18 protein-coding genes are annotated in these 16,046 nt (G+C 62.5%); 2 read left to right on the top strand and 16 right to left on the bottom strand.

Features of this window, described 5'->3' with window-relative positions:
• Positions 1–13: 13 nt before the first annotated feature.
• The 3 genes from ASD63_RS30585 to ASD63_RS30575 form a co-directional block, all read right to left on the bottom strand.
• On the bottom strand, positions 14–790 hold the full coding sequence (locus ASD63_RS30585; protein WP_034799561.1) for an SDR family oxidoreductase: 777 nt from the start codon (positions 788–790) through the stop codon (positions 14–16).
• A gap of 21 nt (positions 791–811) precedes the next feature.
• A complete protein-coding gene (locus tag ASD63_RS30580) occupies positions 812–1,675 on the bottom strand; it encodes a MurR/RpiR family transcriptional regulator (protein WP_034799558.1) in 864 nt (287 codons plus the stop codon).
• Positions 1,676–1,747: 72 nt separating this feature from the next.
• Entirely contained in the window at positions 1,748–2,137 is a 390-nt protein-coding gene (locus ASD63_RS30575; RefSeq protein ID WP_034799761.1) for a RidA family protein, read from the bottom strand.
• A 114-nt stretch (positions 2,138–2,251) separates the two neighbouring features.
• Here ASD63_RS30575 and ASD63_RS30570 point away from each other — a divergent pair, with 114 nt between their 5' ends.
• Together ASD63_RS30570 and ASD63_RS30565 are read left to right on the top strand one after the other, a co-directional pair.
• Positions 2,252–2,749: a hypothetical protein gene (locus tag ASD63_RS30570; RefSeq protein ID WP_034799555.1), complete on the top strand. Its 498-nt coding sequence runs from the start codon at positions 2,252–2,254 to the stop codon at positions 2,747–2,749.
• 122 nt (positions 2,750–2,871) lie between these two features.
• Positions 2,872–4,347, top strand: a complete 1,476-nt coding sequence (locus ASD63_RS30565; protein WP_060530307.1) for a M81 family metallopeptidase — start codon at positions 2,872–2,874, stop codon at positions 4,345–4,347.
• A 35-nt stretch (positions 4,348–4,382) separates the two neighbouring features.
• Here ASD63_RS30565 and ASD63_RS30560 read toward each other — a convergent pair whose 3' ends face one another.
• The 13 genes from ASD63_RS30560 to ASD63_RS30500 form a co-directional block, all read right to left on the bottom strand.
• Positions 4,383–4,736, bottom strand: coding sequence for a DUF1801 domain-containing protein (locus ASD63_RS30560; RefSeq protein ID WP_200949900.1), 354 nt, complete (start codon positions 4,734–4,736; stop codon positions 4,383–4,385).
• Positions 4,736–5,140, bottom strand: a complete 405-nt coding sequence (locus ASD63_RS30555) for a VOC family protein (protein ID WP_060530306.1) — start codon at positions 5,138–5,140, stop codon at positions 4,736–4,738. Before ASD63_RS30555 ends, ASD63_RS30560 begins: the two co-directional genes overlap by 1 nt.
• Positions 5,141–5,195: 55 nt before the next feature.
• Entirely contained in the window at positions 5,196–5,591 is a 396-nt protein-coding gene (locus ASD63_RS30550; RefSeq protein WP_034799542.1) for a VOC family protein, read from the bottom strand.
• Between the two features lie 126 nt (positions 5,592–5,717).
• On the bottom strand, positions 5,718–6,494 hold the full coding sequence (locus tag ASD63_RS30545; protein ID WP_034799539.1) for a helix-turn-helix transcriptional regulator: 777 nt from the start codon (positions 6,492–6,494) through the stop codon (positions 5,718–5,720).
• Positions 6,495–6,646: 152 nt separating this feature from the next.
• Positions 6,647–7,780 carry a sn-glycerol-3-phosphate ABC transporter ATP-binding protein UgpC gene (gene ugpC / locus ASD63_RS30540; protein ID WP_034799536.1) on the bottom strand — a complete coding sequence of 378 codons (1,134 nt, stop codon included), beginning with the start codon at positions 7,778–7,780 and terminating at the stop codon, positions 6,647–6,649.
• Positions 7,781–7,875: 95 nt separating this feature from the next.
• On the bottom strand, positions 7,876–9,105 hold the full coding sequence (locus tag ASD63_RS30535) for an ABC transporter substrate-binding protein (RefSeq protein WP_034799533.1): 1,230 nt from the start codon (positions 9,103–9,105) through the stop codon (positions 7,876–7,878).
• A gap of 38 nt (positions 9,106–9,143) precedes the next feature.
• Positions 9,144–10,001 carry a carbohydrate ABC transporter permease gene (locus tag ASD63_RS30530; protein WP_034799530.1) on the bottom strand — a complete coding sequence of 286 codons (858 nt, stop codon included), beginning with the start codon at positions 9,999–10,001 and terminating at the stop codon, positions 9,144–9,146.
• Positions 9,998–10,882, bottom strand: coding sequence for a sugar ABC transporter permease (locus ASD63_RS30525; RefSeq protein ID WP_034799524.1), 885 nt, complete (start codon positions 10,880–10,882; stop codon positions 9,998–10,000). Before ASD63_RS30525 ends, ASD63_RS30530 begins: the two co-directional genes overlap by 4 nt.
• 13 nt (positions 10,883–10,895) lie before the next feature.
• The gene (locus ASD63_RS30520) at positions 10,896–12,053 is read right to left on the bottom strand and encodes a Gfo/Idh/MocA family oxidoreductase (protein ID WP_060530305.1); all 1,158 of its coding nucleotides are present in this window, start codon (positions 12,051–12,053) and stop codon (positions 10,896–10,898) included.
• A 241-nt stretch (positions 12,054–12,294) separates the two neighbouring features.
• Positions 12,295–13,107, bottom strand: coding sequence for a pirin family protein (locus ASD63_RS30515; RefSeq protein WP_060530304.1), 813 nt, complete (start codon positions 13,105–13,107; stop codon positions 12,295–12,297).
• 79 nt (positions 13,108–13,186) lie between these two features.
• Positions 13,187–13,924 carry an ABC transporter permease gene (locus ASD63_RS30510; RefSeq protein ID WP_034799517.1) on the bottom strand — a complete coding sequence of 246 codons (738 nt, stop codon included), beginning with the start codon at positions 13,922–13,924 and terminating at the stop codon, positions 13,187–13,189.
• Positions 13,924–14,862 (bottom strand): ABC transporter ATP-binding protein, encoded by a 939-nt coding sequence (locus ASD63_RS30505; protein WP_034799514.1) that lies wholly within the window; start codon positions 14,860–14,862, stop codon positions 13,924–13,926. Before ASD63_RS30505 ends, ASD63_RS30510 begins: the two co-directional genes overlap by 1 nt.
• Positions 14,859–16,028: an ABC transporter permease gene (locus tag ASD63_RS30500; protein WP_034799511.1), complete on the bottom strand. Its 1,170-nt coding sequence runs from the start codon at positions 16,026–16,028 to the stop codon at positions 14,859–14,861. The genes ASD63_RS30505 and ASD63_RS30500 overlap by 4 nt, the downstream gene beginning before the upstream one ends.
• Between the last annotated feature and the right edge of the window lie 18 nt (positions 16,029–16,046).

The following is a 16,046-nucleotide window of genomic DNA, read 5'->3' as shown; positions in this document are numbered from 1 at the left end:
AGAATGCTCTATGTCAGTAGTGGTTTGATTGCGAGAACGTGCGGGCCAACTCAGCCTGTCCGGCGGTCAGGCCGCAATCGACAGGCAGGCAGACGCCCGAAATGGCGGCCGCGAGCGGGCCTGCGAGAAAATGCACGGCATTGGCGACGTCATCCGGATTGACGATGCGCTGCAGCGGATACCAGCGGCGCGCCTCTTCGAAGACATCCGGGTTCGATGCCGCCCTCGCCTCCCAGGCCTGGGTGCGAACCGTGCCGGGTGCCACCGCATTCGAGCGGATGCCGAACTTGCCGTATTCGACCGCAATCAGCCGGGTCAGGTGCAGGAGCCCGGCCTTGGCGGCGCTATAGGCCGGATGGCCGAAGACGTTCATGCCGTTGACCGAGGCGATGTTGACGACCGAGCCGTGGGTCTCTTTCAGCATGTCCTCGACGGCGCGAAAAGTGAGGAAGGCCGCCTCGAGGTTCAGCGCATTGTCCATGCGCCAGATCTCCGGCGTCGTGTCGTGCAGGCTGACGGCACGGGCAGCACCAGCATTGTTGACGAGGGTGCGGACAGCGCCCTTCTCTGCGGCCTTCGCTGCCATCGCCGCCACGCTTTCGGCATTGGTGACGTCACAGGCGACTGCGACGAAGCGCTTGCCGTCGCCAAGCGCCCGCGCTGCCTTTTCGGCGGCCTCCGCATCGATGTCGACGAGCAGAACCACGTCATGGTCGTCGGCAAGCTTGCGGGCGATAGCACGGCCGATATCGCCGGCGGCGCCGGTGACGATCGCGAGAGATTGCGTCATGCGTTGACCTTTCGCGGCACGTCAGTCTCCGAGCAACTGGCGGTCGTCACCGTCGCGGTGGGTCACCAGCTGCTGTTTGATGCGCCGAAGTGTGGCTGTCGCCTGCGGCTGAACCCGATAAGCGACGAGACTGGAGAGGATGTCGAGCAGCGCCAGATAGGCGATGCGGGTGGAGGTGGGGCGGTAGATATTGTTGCCCTCGGGCAGATCGACCGGAACGGTGATGCTGGCAGCGGTGGCCACCGGGCTGCCGCTCTGCGTCAGCGCGATGGTCGGCACTTTCAGTTCGCGCGCAAGCGTGAAGGCGCGCACGAGTTCGGCGTTGCGGCCGGAAAAGGAGGAGCCGATCAGCACGTCCGTCGGCCGGGCCGCCGCCGTCATCATCAACTGCATGCTGTGATCCGAGCTCGATGTGATGCGCAGGCCGAAACGAAAGAGCCGGTTTTGAAGCTCGCCGGCGATCATCGACGAATTGCCGCCGGAACCAAAGGCGTAGATCATTTCCGCTGAGGCAATCCGCTCGACCGCCTGCTCGATCGCGGCGAGATCGAGCGAGCGATGCAGAAGAAACAGCGCGTTCTGCGACTTGGTGATGATGTCCTGGGCGACATCGCCGGTCTCCCGGCTCTTCGGCTCGGGCTTCAGGTAGCGCATGCCGATATAGGCGGTCCGCGCGAGCTGCACCTTGAAGTCGGAGAAGCTGTCACAACCCAACCGCCGACAGAAGCGGGTGACGGTCGGCGGCGAAACGTCCGCCTTGCTCGCGAGCTCGATGATGGAGGCGTTTACCGCGAACTCGAAATCGTTCAGGAGAATATCGGCGATGCGGTTTTCCGACTGGGAGAGCCGCCCCTTTTCTTCCTGCAATGTCGCGAAGATGTCCATCGCCCGCTTATGCCTTGCTTCGGATCACGAGTGAGAGCGGGATGCGGGCAGAAAACCGCTCCCGCTCCAGGATCAGCCTTCTTTCGGCTTATAGGCGACGCAGTCGATCTCGACCTTGCAATCGACCATCATCGACGACTGGACGCAGGCCCGCGCCGGCGGATGAGCACCGAAATACTCCTGGTAGATCTTGTTGAATGTCCAGAAATCCCTGGGATCGTCGAGCCAGACGCCGCAACGAACCACATGCTCCGGACCGTAGCCGGCTTCCGTCAGGATGGCCATCACATTGGCGATCGTCTTGTGGGTCTGGGGGATGATCCCGCCCTCGATGATCTCGCCGTTTTCCATGGCAACCTGACCAGAGACATAGAGCCAGCCGTCCGCCTCGACAGCGCGCGCGAAGGGCAAAGGTTTGCCGCCAGCGCCGACCTGTTCCGCACCATAGCGCTTGATCGTCATCATGAGCCTTCTTGCAAATTATTTTCTTTGATCGTTGACAAGTGACCATAGAAAGCCGAATTTGGCTAGCGAAAAACGCCATTCATGAAAAGAATTTCAATCCAGGGCGCGAATATGCGGGATCCTTTTCTCAATCCATTCCCCTCTTCCGATGCTGCACGCCACTCGATCTGGGAGATGCTGGTCTCCCGCGACATCACTGCCTTTCTGGCAGCCGACTGGTCGATGGTTGCAGACGATTTCGTCGGGGAGAGCTTCATCGGCATCGACGGCCGCCGCGAAACCAATCCGGACAATTGGCGGCTGACCTTCCCGTCGCTGGCCGCCTATCGCGAAGAGTGGCTGCGCCAGGCGCAGGATTTCGCGACACAGAGCTTCGCCGAAGACCCGCGCACGGCGATCTTCACCACGACGACGCTCGAGGACATCGAGATCAACGGTGACCAGGCGTTGGCGCGCAAGAAGTTCGATGGCAGCCTGAAGAAGACGGACGGCAGCGTCGACATCCTGAAATGGCAGACGGTCTATTACTGCCGTCTGCACGAAGGACGCTGGAAGATTGCCGGCTTTACCGGCTACCTGCCGAACCCGATGGGCGCGGCTTCCGCGTAGTTTCCTGGATCGCCATGCATCCGGGAAAAATCATGCGCCAGACTTAGAGCCCGCAGCGACCTTAGCACATCCGGCCGGATGAGCGGCGCTGCAGGCGTGACGCAATAGAAAAGGCAACGGCATTGCGGATCTTCACAGCGGCGCTTGCGACCGAGACCAATACCTTCTCCCCGATCTGCATCGACCGCCGGGCCTTCGAAGCCTCGCTCTACGCCCCGCCGGGAGAACACCCGGAAACACCGACGCTTTGCACGGCGCCGATCACCGTCGGCCGGCGCGTCTGCGTTGAGAAGGACTGGGAACTGATCGAGGGAACCGCGACCTGGGCGGACCCGGCTGGCCTCGTCAACCGCGAGACCTATGAGGGCCTGCGCGACGAGATCCTCGGCCAGTTGCGCGCCGCCATGCCCGTCGATGCCGTGGTGCTCGGCCTGCACGGCGCCATGGTCGCCGACGGCTACGAAGACCCCGAAGGCGACCTGCTGACGCGCGTCCGTGCGATCGTCGGTCCCGATATCCTCGTCTGCGCCGAGCTTGATCCCCACAGCCACCTGACGGCCAACCGCGCCGCCGCATCGAACTTCTTCGTCTACTTCAAGGAATTCCCGCACACCGACTTCGTCGACCGCGCCGAGGACCTCTGGAAGATCGCTGTCGACACGCTCGAAGGCCGCATCACGCCCGTCATGTCGATCTTCGACTGTCGCATGATCGACGTCTACCCGACATCTCGCGATCCGATGCGCTCCTTCGTCGACAAGTTGATGCGGATCGAGAAGGAAGACGCAGACGTGCTTTCGCTCTCCGTGATCCACGGCTTCATGGCAGGCGACGTCCCGGAAATGGGAACGAAGCTGCTCGCCGTCACCGACGGCAAGCCGGAGAAAGGCGCGAGCCTCGCACGGGAATTGGGTCTGGAACTCTTCTCCCACCGCGGCACCTTCATCATGCCGCAGATCGACGAGAGGCAGGCGGTCGATGAGGCACTCGCAGCAACCAAAGGTCCCGTCGTCATCGCCGATGTCTGGGACAACCCGGGCGGTGGTACGGCCGGCGACGCGACAGTTCTGCTCGAAGAACTGCTGGCTCGCGGCGCAACCGACGTTGCGGTCGGCACGATCTGGGACCCGATGGCGGTGCAGATCTGCATGGCGGCCGGCGAAGGCGCCGACATCCCCTTGCGCTTCGGCGCCAAGTCGGCGCCGGGAACCGGCAATCCGGTCGATGGCACGGTCAAGGTGGTCAAGCTGGTGCGCGACGCCGAGATGCGCTTCGGCGAGAGCTTCGCCCCCTTCGGCGATGCGGCCCACATTCGCTTCAAAGGCATCGACATCATCCTCAACTCGACCCGCGCGCAGAGCTTCGATCCAAGCCTGTTTTCGGTAATGGGCATCGACCCGACAAGCAAGAAGATCCTGGTCATCAAGTCGACCAACCACTTCTACGCCTCGTTCTCCAAGATCGCGTCCGAAATCCTCTATTGTTCGGCCGGCACGCCTTACCCGAACAATCCCGCCAAGACCGACTACAAGCGCGCGCCGAAGAACATCTGGCCGAAGGTCGACAACCCGCACGGAACCGAGAAGGGCGCGGCCTGAGGTTTGCGGCACCGTCGCCGGGCGCAACCGACCCTTCAGCGATCGGCAGCCTCGCGAGCCATCTTGATGTATAGCGCGACTTGTTTCTCATCTATATCCGCCGGGCCCAGGAGCTTGATGTGGCGGCGAAGCTTGCCTGAACCCTCCAGGACGGCATGTGGATCGGGCAAAGCGGCGCCCCGGCTAAACTCCAGCGTCACGTGTTGGGCGTAGGAAAAGACGCCGCAGAAGCTGTCCTTGGACGAAAACAGGATGCCGCCATACTTTACCTCTTCGGTGACTGCAGGACCCGAGGCAAGCGCGATTTCCCGTAGTCGGGTGACGATCACGAACTGATCGCCGCGATGAAGCTCGATCTCCCGCAGAAGGGTCTGGATCCGGTCATCCATCATGCCGCACCCGAAGCGATGACAAACGGCTTGAACTCCGGCGCGGGTTCGCGATTCGAGTAGATATAGAGCAGGACACCGTTCGGATCCTTTACGGCGAAGCCACGATCTCCCCATGGGTGATCCTCGATCGGCAACGCCGGGGCAAGGCCTGCTGCCCTGATCCGGCTATACTCGCCGTCGACGTCTGCGACGCAGAAATTGTAGGTGAGGCCTTCGGTGTTGCACACAGGCTGCCCCTGTTGCGGTTCCATGAACTGGAGGGACAGGCCTTGGCCGAGTTCCAGGCTGATGTACCAGCTGCAGTCAAACGTCAGCCGTGCGGCGAAATATGTCTGATAGAAGTCTCGCGACGCGGCGATCTGGGTGGTCGTGATGCAGGGCGAGGCAGTGGTCGGGCGCACAGGTGGGCTCCTCCTGAGTCATGGCGTTCGTGGGTTGCGTGGTCGGGCCGGGCGGCTAGGCGGGCGTGGCGGAACAGAGTTCGACAAGGCAGCCGTTGAGATCGCGAACATAGCCGACCACTTGCCCCGACGGCTTTTCTTCCGGCGGCTTCACCGGCGATGCTCCGGCCGAAACAGCCTTTTCATAGGCCTCGTGCGGTGCAGAGCAGACCAGCGCGATTTCGAACCCGGCGGCAAGATCGCTCCTGCGGTTCGCGCGAACAGCAAGACCATTCAGCTCCGCCATGGTTTCGCTGGCAAAGGCCAGAGCCGTCACACCCGTCTCCATCTCCGCATAGAGGCTGCTTTCGTGTACGAACCTGCGCTTCAGACCAAAGGCAGCCTCATAAAACGAGACCGTTGCCGGCACATCGGGAACATAGAGGATTGTGTATCCGAAACGGACGGCCATGGTTCGTCTCCAAGGGTTACTCGCCGCCGAAGTCGGCAACGCGCTAAGCGCGCTACCCGAAGCAGCGCGAACGGTTACGGGCGATCATCATTCATTGCCAGGCTCTGATCTTGAACAATTCGGACATCAGTCCGAGATCGTCACCAGTGTGACTTCGGGCAAGCGCGCCGGCGAGAACCCGCCCAGGCGCCGGAAGACCCGGGTCATGTGGGATTGGTCGGCGAAACCGGCTTCGAACGCGGCATCCGCAGGACTGAGATGGTGATCCCGCAACAGCCGCAAGGCGCGATGGAACTGGATGATGGCGGCAAACGCCTTCGGCGTGAGCCCAGTTGCGCGAAGGAGAACGCGTCTGGCGGTGCGCTCGGAGACACCGTGCATCGCGGCAAGCTCGGCGATGCGCAGCCGCCCGCCCGAGGCGTGCAGCGCGCTTATGATGTTGCGGCCGAGCGGCGCCACTTCAAAGTCGCTCTCGGCATCACGCTTGCGGACAAACCGCACCAGGCGGCCGGCAAGCTCCTGCTGGTCCGATGCCGGCACGCAAAGGGCGGCCATGTCGGGCCATTGACCCAGAACCGCTGCGCCGATCAGGGCGTCACCGTGCAACCGGATCGGCTCCAGGCCCAGAATTCTCTGGAAATGGCCAGGTCGCAGGCGCACGCCGACGAAGGCGGCGCCGGGTTCCAGCGGAACATCGCAATAGCCCGTGGTTGGACCGGTCACGATCGGCGTCAGCTCGCGGAGTGGCAGGGCGTTCAGCGCAAATCGGAGGATGATGTCGCATCGCCCATCCGGCAGGACCCGGTAGCTGCCCTCGTTGCGACTGACAGACGCCCAGACGGCTTCGATCCCGGCATTGGCGTCGGCCAGATGGGGAAGTTCCGTATAGCGGCCAAGCGTCATGATGCTCTATCCAAGTGCGCTTGATCGCCTTTGAATAGAGGGCGTCGGCGACCGGCAATCCTTACAGGTAGAGCTGCCGGATATCCAGCCACAACGGCCAAACACTGGCCGCGCCCTGATTGGCCGCGACCATGATCCTGGCTTCGACGACGTCAGGCAGCCGCGGGGTCGAGCACGCCCATATCGATGTCGGTCAACTCGACGCGACGTTCGAGCGCGAGGCCAGCCTCGTCGAACAGGTGGCAATCGACTGCCTTGATGCCTGTCTGGATGGTCTCCTCCGGTCGCACAGCTGCTGTTCCCGGCAGCATGGCACAGAAGTTCTCGCCCTCACCACCGATAGCCGCATAGGCGACCGTATGGGCGCCGAGCCGTTCGATGACCGTTGGCGTCACCTTGAGGGTCAGGTCGCCGGACCCGAGCATGATATGCTCCGGCCGCACGCCAAGCGTCAGCGTGCGCCCGGCAAGGCCGCTTTGCGGGGTGACGGGGATGACCGCCGTCTGCCCCTTGTAATCGACCTCGACGCCGGCATCGCTGACGCCCTTGCAGGTGACCGGCAGGAAGTTCATCTTCGGGTTGCCGATGAAGCCGGCAACGAAGGTATTGGCCGGCTTGTGGTAGAGCTCGAGCGGCGCGCCGGTCTGGGCAATCTCACCGGCATTGAGAACGACGATCCGGTCCGCCATCGTCATCGCTTCGACCTGGTCGTGCGTGACGTAGATCATCGTTGCTTTCAGTTGCCGGTGCAGTTTCGCCAGTTCGATGCGCATGTCGGCCCGAAGGGCCGCATCGAGGTTTGAGAGCGGCTCGTCAAATAGGAAGATCTTCGGCTCGCGCACGATCGCCCGCCCGATCGCGACACGTTGGCGCTGGCCACCCGAAAGCATGCCCGGCTTCTGCTGCAGCCGCTGGTCCAGGTGCAGGATGCGCGCGGCATGCTCCACCTTGGCTTTCAATTTCTCCTCGGCCATCTTTTCCACGCGAAGCGGAAAGGCGATGTTCTCGAAGACCGACATGTGCGGATAGAGCGCGTAGGACTGGAAGACCATGGCGATCCCGCGCTTGACCGGCGGCAGATCGTTGACGCGCTTGTTCTCGATCAGGATGTCCCCCGAGCTGGTCTCGTCGAGACCAGCGATCATCCTGAGCAAGGTCGATTTGCCGCAACCGGAGGGCCCGACGAAAACGACGAACTCACCGTTCCTGACTTCGAGGTCGATGCTTTTCAGCACCTCGAACGTCCCGTAGAATTTCTGAACCCGATTGAGATTGAGCTGTCCCAAGAAACTGTCTCCGGCCACCGGCGAGAAGCGGCTCATTTATAGCAGAGTTAGGTGGGGCCGCGAACCGATCTTGTCGGCGCGCGGCCCCGGTGGCCTTACTTGTACTCTTCGAGGCTGGAAGCCGCCTTCTTCAAGGCGTCGGCCGGCTCAGCCTTTCCGGTCACGACCGACTGAACCATCTCGATGATGACGTTCTGGAAGCCCTTGTAGTCGGTAAAGAGCGGCTCGGGACCACCATAGGTGATGCCGTCGATGAACGGCTTCCAATAGGGATCCTTCTTGACGAACTCATCGACCATCGGCGACGGACGCAGCGGCGTCAGGCCAGCGCCGCCCTGAAGCTCGTATTCGCCCTGCGGTCCTGGCGAGGTGATGAACTTGGCGAATTCGATCGCCTTCTCCTCAACGCCCGAGCCCTTGAAGATCGCCAGGCTGTCGGTGATGAGCAGCGTGCCCTCGCCCTTTGCTTCCGGGCCGAGCGGCAGCGGTGCTACGCCCCAGTTGACCTTGGTTTCCTTCAGGCGCGTTGCGGCACCCGAGCCCGCCTGGATCATGCCGACCTTGCCGTCAAGGAAGATGGCGCGGATTTCGTTCTGTTCGTAGGCGGTGGCGCCTTCAACAGAGAAAGGCGTGATGTCCTTGTAGGCCTGCAGCGCTGCGAGCACCTGCGGGCTGTCGATGACGATCTTGTCGCCGTCGATGACCTTGCCGTTGTTGGTGTACACCCAGTGCATGAACTGGTGCATGGTGTTGTCGAAGGTCTTGGCCGGCAGGCCGTAACCGGCAATGCCGGTCTTTTCCTTGATCGTCTTGGCGAATTCGATCTCTTCAGCCCAGGTCTTCGGCGGCGTTTCCGGATCGAGGCCGGCCTGCTTGAACAGGTCCTTGTTCCAGTAGAGCGCCTTGGTCGAGAAGGCGATCGGAACGCCCCACTGGTTGTCGTCGAAGGTCACGGTATCGACGATGTTGGGGTAGTAGGTCTTCTTTTCGTCGTCCGTCATCGGCACGGGAACGATAAGGTCGTTCTGTGCAAATTCCTTCAGCGTGCGCGACCCGACATAGGCCATGGCGACCGGTGTGCCGGCGGCGGCAAGGGTCGTTGCCTTGTCCTGGCACTGGGCCCAGCCGACGACTTCAGGCGTTACCTTCCAGCCCGGGTTCTTCTCTTCCCACTGCTTGATGTACTTCTGGTGGACCGCATCCATGGTGTCGCCGCAGTAGATCCAGCTGATCTCCTGGTCGGCCGCCTTGGCGGTCACGGCGCCCAGCGCGGTCGAGCCGAGCAGGGCAAGGGCGAGCACCCCCGTCTTGAATTGAATAGACACGTTTTTATGCTCCCGTTCTCTGGTGGTTGACTTAAGTCTTATTGTTTCACCGCGCCCGCGGTGAGCCCGCTGACGAGATAGCGTTGCAAGAGGAAGATCACGACGACGGCCGGCGCGATGCCGACGAAGCTTGCCGCCATCAGTTCGTTCCAGACCACTTCCTGGCGTCCGAAATAGGCAAACAGCCCGACAGGAAGCGGCATGTATTCGCTCTTGGAATTGAAGGTCAGCGCGTAGATAAACTGCTGAGCATAGGCGCCGATGAAGGTGGTGATCGCCACCACGGTGATGCCGGGCATGGCGATCGGCAGGATCACCCGGCGCAGCGTATAGAAGTGGCTGGCTCCGTCGACGAAGGCGGCCTCGTCCAGTTCACGCGGGATGCGCATCATGTAGGTGCGCAACAGCCAGATCGCCGACGGGATCAGGAAGGCAACGCCCGGCACGATCATGGCCAGATAGGTGTTGAGGACGCCGAAGGTGCGCATCAGCCGGAAGAGCGGGATCAGCAGCACCGCGCCCGAAAACATGTTGACGGCAAGGAATGCCCCCAAAAGCACGCCGGCGCCACGGAAGTTGAAGCGGGCGAAGGCATAGGCAGCGGGTATGACCAGCACCAGCACGATGGCCGTGACGATGGTGGAGATGAAGAAGGAATTGAAGATGTAGCGGGCAAAGCCCGGCACGCTCTCCCACATCGTAAAGTAGGCGGCGAACGAGCCGTTTTCCGGCCAGAAGCGATAGGGTGACGAGAACAGCAGCCCGAGCGGCTTCAGCGACACCAGAAAGCCCTCGACGAAGGGCGCCAGGATAAAGCACAGGAACACGAAGATACCGGCATAGATTCCGACAAGCTCGTACCAGCGGTAGCGATTGATCAGGGCAGGCTGGCTCATTTCTGTTCCCCCTGAGAAAGGCGGCTCGTCACCCGGAAATAGGCAAAGCAGAAGATCGACAGGAAGATGCAGATCAGCACGGCGCGCGCTGCCCCTTCGCCATACTTCTTCGACCCGATCGCGGTGCGATAGGTGTCGATGATCATCGTCGTCGTCTCACCGTTGGGTCCACCCTGGGTGAGGATCCAGATGATATCGAACGAGTTGAAGGTCGCGATCAGCGACAGCATCGACATGGTGATCAGCGACGGCACGAGCAGAGGCAACGTGATGCGGCGGAAGCGATAGAAACGCCCTGCCCCATCGGTCCACGCGGCCTCATAGAGATCCTGCGGGATCGCCTGCATGGCTGCCAGCATATAGAGCGTCACTAGCGGCACGCCGATCCACACGTCCGTGATGATCGTCGCCCAGAAGGCAGTCTCTCCGCGGGCGAGGAAGGCGATCGGCCCGTTCGACAACCCCATGTTCTGCAGCACGCCGGAGATCATCCCGAACTGGCCGTTGTACATCCAGCCCCACATGAAGATGCCGATGGCCATCGGCACGATCCATGGCGGCATGGTGAGCAGACGGAAAAGCGCCCGGCCGGGAACGGCCGCGTTCAGCATCGTTGCGCCGAAAACGCCGATGATCATCTTGATCGACACCGAAAAGAACGTCCAGATGAAGGTCCGGAAGATGACCTCGGCGAAGGTCTCGTTGAAGATCTTGTCGTAGTTGGTCCAGCCGACCCAATTGGTCGTCTTCTTCAGCGACGCGTCCGTAAACGACAGGATGAAGGTGTCGACCAGCGGATAGGCGACGATCACCGTGACGTAAAGAACAGCAGGAAGAAGCAGGATCCAGGCGAAGATGACTGTGCTGCGTTGAACACTCATCCGTCGCCTCCCCTTACGCCGCGCGGGAATGCAGGGCTTCGTCGAAACGGTCCCATATGGGCCGGAGGTCTATGACGCTCTTCTTGCGCCGAGCCTCGTCCATGGAGAGCGCCAGAATGCCGGCTTCCAGCGCATCGCGCGTCGAAACCGGCAGAGGTCGGCCGTCGCGGACGTGGCCGATGATGTCGGTCGCCATCTGCTCGTCGGCACCATAGTGCTGCGACAGTTCGGTGGCCTTATACTTGTTCTCGATGACCTTCTTGCCGGTCAGCATCTCGTGCACGTCGAAGTAACCGCGGATGAAATCGCCCTCGGCCATGCCGCGCGAGCCCATGATGCAGAAGCGGCGGAACTGATCCGGCACGTTGAGATTGGTGTGGAAGTTCATGCCGACGCCGTTGGCGTATTCGACGATCGCCACCTGGTAGTCGATGATGTCGCCGTCGCTGTCGAAGACCTTGTCGGACCCCATCCATCCGCTCGGCTTGCGATGGAACAGTTCGAGGTCGTTGATGCCTTCGCGGGCCGGGTCGTTGGCAGGGATGAAGCTCTTGCGGCCGCCAAAGCTTGCGACGCGTTCCGGCCGGGCTCCGACGACGCCGTTGTAGAGGTCGAGGTCGTGGCAGCATTTCTCCAGCATGAAGCTGCCGGAATAGCGCTCGTAGCGGCGCCAGTCGCGCATGAAGAAGGCGCCATGGTAGGGCTCGATATGCTCGGAAGCCTCGATCGAGACCACCTGCCCTAGCTTGCCTTCGGCAAGCGCCCGGCGGAGGTCGCGGTACATCGGCGCGTAGCGCAGCACGAGACCGACCATCAGCCGTTCATGGCCAAACTTCGCCATCAGCGCTGCGAGTTCCAGGCTTTCCTGGATCGTCGTGACGATCGGTTTTTCGCTGAAGACCTTCAGGCCGGCTTCAAGGCCGATCCGGATGTGGTCGAGGTGCATGTGGTTGGGCGAGCCGATCATCAGGAGATCGAGCTTCTCGTTGGCGATCAGCTCTTCGGGCGTCGCGTAGGCCTTGCCAGGCGAGATGCCTTTTTCGGTGAGCGGGACCAGACCGGCCGGGTTCGGATCGACGTATCCGGCGATTTCGAAGCTCTCGTCCATGGCCTTGAAGACATAGCCGAGATAACCCAAACGGAATCCGAGTCCGATGATGCCAACTTTCATGCTCGTCCTGTTCCCCTGCCTTTTGGCGTAATTTATTTTCGCAGACTGGGACAGTTTTTTCAGGCCGTCAACTCAAATCCGCATATTTTGTAAAATTGTGAAATTCATTTTCATATCTCAGGCAAATGCCGACAAAGCAGGCATTCTACAGACAACCAAGAAGGGTGCACGCATCGCAACTCTACGGCAGGAGGAAAGCGGTCCAGACCACTGCACGTTGCGTGAGGGGTCGCTGATCCACTTAGCTCCTCCGTCGGAGACGATCGCGCAAGCGTAGCAGTGTCAGCAAGGTCCGCGCCAGAACGGGTGACGGGATCTTGGGATGATCGCCGACCGTCCCCTTGCGCGCTGCCGGCGCCCGCGGATCGATCAGGAACGCGACGATCAGCGCGTTGCCGATGCCGACGAGGTCCAATGGTCCGTCCGACTGGTGGAGCCCCTGATCTCCCTCGTCAAACCGGACGCCCCCGACTTCCACCGAACCGGAGAACACATAGAAGTAAAGGTGCCTCCCCTCCTTCCGGGGAAACGCCACCTTTGCCGTCGCCTCGAGCCTGAGATCGAAGAAATCGATGGCGTTGCGCACGTAGAATGGCGCTCCCTCCCCCTCGGCCCCAACGAGATGCCGCCAGCAATTGAGGGGCGCCGGCTCGATCGGACCGTACTGAATGTTTGGCGGGAGATCGACGCTGTGGGGGCGCACGAGAATTTGCAGCATGCGCAGCGGAGGATCACCAGACAAGGTTTCCTCCGAATGCCAGAAGCTTTGCCCGGCGTTCATCACCATCAGATGCGCGCGATCGGTGACCAGTCTGCCGGTCGCCCGGTCGTCGTGGCGCATGACCCCTTCCGGCACCCATGACAGGATCTCGTCGTTCCTGTGCTCGTGCATGGCGACCAGCCTGCCAGGATCCAATATCGTTTCGGCGACCATCGCGAGCGGTCCGTAGCCATGGTCGCGCGGCCATGGCAACAGCCAGCCGGGCATGTTGAGCCTGACCTTGAATCCACCCATGTCCCTGACAACAGGACTTTTGGCGCCGCGGTAGAGCATCGGCCATCCTAACACGGGTAACGGCAGTTTGCTGAGACAGCCGGCCGATTGCCCGGTTGCGCATCTCCACCGCCTGCGCCTAGCGCCCCATCCGCGCGGCAAGCTTCCGCTCCGCCGCCTGCAACCCATCGTGCAAAAGCACCGCAAGCGTTGCGACGATCAGGCCGCCCTGGACGACGAAGGAAAGGTTGTTCGATTGCAGCCCGGCGATGATTACTTCGCCGAGTGTTTTTGCGGCGACCGTCGATCCGATCGTGGCGGTTGCCAGGCTGATGACGACCGAAAGCCGGATACCCGCCAGGATCACCGGCATCGCCAGCGGCAACTCCACCTTGAGAAGCCGCTGGCCGCTGGTCATGCCGGCGCCGCGCGCCGCCTCCATGACGGACGAAGGCAAGGTCGTCAGCCCCGTCAGCGCATTCTCGAAAATCGGCAGCAGGCCATAGAGAAAAAGCGCGATCAGCGTCGGCTTTTCGCCGAAACCGAAGATCGGAACAGCGAGCGCAAGAACCGCGACGGGCGGAAAGGTCTGACCGATATTCACCAGGCTGCGCGACAGCGGCAGGAATTCTGCTCCGGACGCGCGTGTGACGAGAATGGCAAGCGCAAGCGCAACCAGCGCGGCCGCTGCCACCGCCAGCGCCACCGTGCGCAGATGCAAGAACGTCAGGTGCAGCAGGCTTCCCTGGTTGTAGATGACAGGGGCGTTGTCCTGCACCAGCGGCCGCAGCAGCGGCTCGAACCAATGGGGCTGCAGCAGGAACGCGACGAGAACCAGGAAAACCGCGATGCGAATGAGAGTGGCGAGCTTCGGCATCAGGCTGGACCGGCCGCGCGTTTGGCCAACCCCTCCAGGCTGACCCTGCCGATTACGGCGCCGTCGGGACCTGCCACCGGCAACGCATCTCGTCCGGACCAGAGGAGTTCGGCCAGGGCTTCCCTTTGGCTGGCATCGCTCGATATCGGCGCGCCTTCGGCGGCCCCGGGCTCAACCGCGCTCGAGACCGGCGCGATCGCGAGCAGGCGGTAGGGCCGTTCGCCCGCCCCGATCAGGCTTTCGACGAAGGGCGTGGCCGGTTTCAGCAGCATTTCGGCGGGGGTCGCGTACTGCACCACTTTGCCCTTGTCCATGACGGCAATGCGATCGGCGAGGTGAAAGGCCTCTTCCATATCGTGGGTGACGAGAATGATCGTCGTCTGGAAGTGTTTCTGGATGGCAAGCAGGTCGTCCTGCGCCTTGGCGCGGATGATCGGATCGAGCGCCCCGAAGGGCTCGTCCATCAAGAGCACCTTCGGCTCGGCGGCAAGCGCCCGGGCAACGCCCACGCGCTGCTGCTGGCCGCCGGAAAGCTCGTGTGGGAAGCGTGGACCGAAATCTGCGGGATCGAGTTGGAAAAGGCGCAGGAGTTCTTCCACCTTCGCATCGATGCGCGCCCGTTCCCATCCGAGCAAGGTCGGCACGGTCGCGATGTTCTGGGCGACGGTGCGATGGGGAAACAGACCGTGCCCCTGGATTGCGTAGCCGATCCGCCGGCGCAACTCATAACCGGGCAGCGAACGATTGTCCTCGCCATCGAGACGGATCGCGCCCGAGGTCGGCTCAACCAGCCGGTTGACCATGCGCAAGAGCGTGGTCTTGCCGGAGCCGGAGGTGCCGACGACGACGGTGACGGTGCGCGGCGCGATCGTCAGGCTGACGTCGTCGACAACGGTGCTTTCGCCATATCGCTTGGTGATGTTCTCGATCTCGATCATGCGGCCTCTGCCTGCCTGGTGTTGGGTGTGGCCATCTCGATCACCGCGTCGAGCACGATCGCCGCGCCGAACGCCAGCACGACCGTCGGGACGGCGCCGAGCAGCACGAGGTCCATCGCGGTCTGACCGACGCCCTGAAAGACGAAGACGCCGAAGCCGCCGCCGCCGATCAACGCGGCAATGGTCGCAAGGCCGATATTCTGGACGAGCACGATGCGGATGCCGGTGAGGATCACCGGGAAGGCCAGCGGAAATTCGATGCCGACCAGCCGCTGCCAATCGGTCATGCCGATGCCACGCGCGGCATCATTCGCGTCCCGCGGAACGCCTGCCAGACCGACGACGGTGTTGGCGACGACAGGCAGCAGCGAATAGAGAAAGAGCGCAACAAAGGCCGGGGCAACACCGATGCCACGAATGCCGATGGCAGCCGCACCCGGCACATGGAGGGCGATCCAGCCGAGCGGCGCGATGAGAATGCCGAAGAGCGCAATCGACGGGATCGTCTGGATCGCGTTCAGGACGCCGAGCAACCCATCGCGCAGCCGCGTGACGCGGTGGCAGAGGATGCCGAGGGGGATGCCGACGAGGGTCGCAGCCACGAGCGAACCGAGCGCCAGGGTCACATGCTTGCGGCCCTCCGCCCAAAACGTGTCCACCCGGCTTGCATATTCCTTGAGAATCGACAGGCCGTCCCAGGCGCCGGCGAGAAGGATGGCCGAAGCAAAGGCCAGCACGACGGCGAGAACGACGATGCGCACGAAGGGCGCCGGGCGCAGTCGCGTCAAGGCGTCGGCGGCGAGCAACCCGAAGGCAAAGAGCATGATCCAGAAGCCCGAAGCCGGCGAGACGCGGGCATAGGTGTTGGCTTCGGGTGTCAGATGCGTGGCGGCAACGCCGATGCCGAGCGCCAGCGCGGCGAGCGCGACAAAGGCGGCAGCGAGACGCAGGTAAGCGGGCGATCGGACCAGCGCGACGATGACCGCGCAGACCACGATGCCCAGCAGCACGGCACTCCACCCCGCAGGCAGGGCGTCGGCCACCGACTTGACCTCACCGGCGACGATACGGTTGGCACGAAACGTTGCAAAAGGCGCTATGAAGGCGCCGCCGAGCGCCAGGGCCGCAATGATCGCTCCGAGCTTGTCAAAGCGGAGTGCTTTCAAACCACATTCCCTCCCCGC

Source organism: Ensifer sp. Root558, assembly GCF_001427045.1.
Taxonomy (GTDB): Bacteria; Pseudomonadota; Alphaproteobacteria; order Rhizobiales; family Rhizobiaceae; genus Ensifer; species Ensifer adhaerens.
The sequence above is the reverse complement of the archived record's forward strand: the minus strand, read 5'-3'. Positions and strand labels throughout refer to the sequence as shown.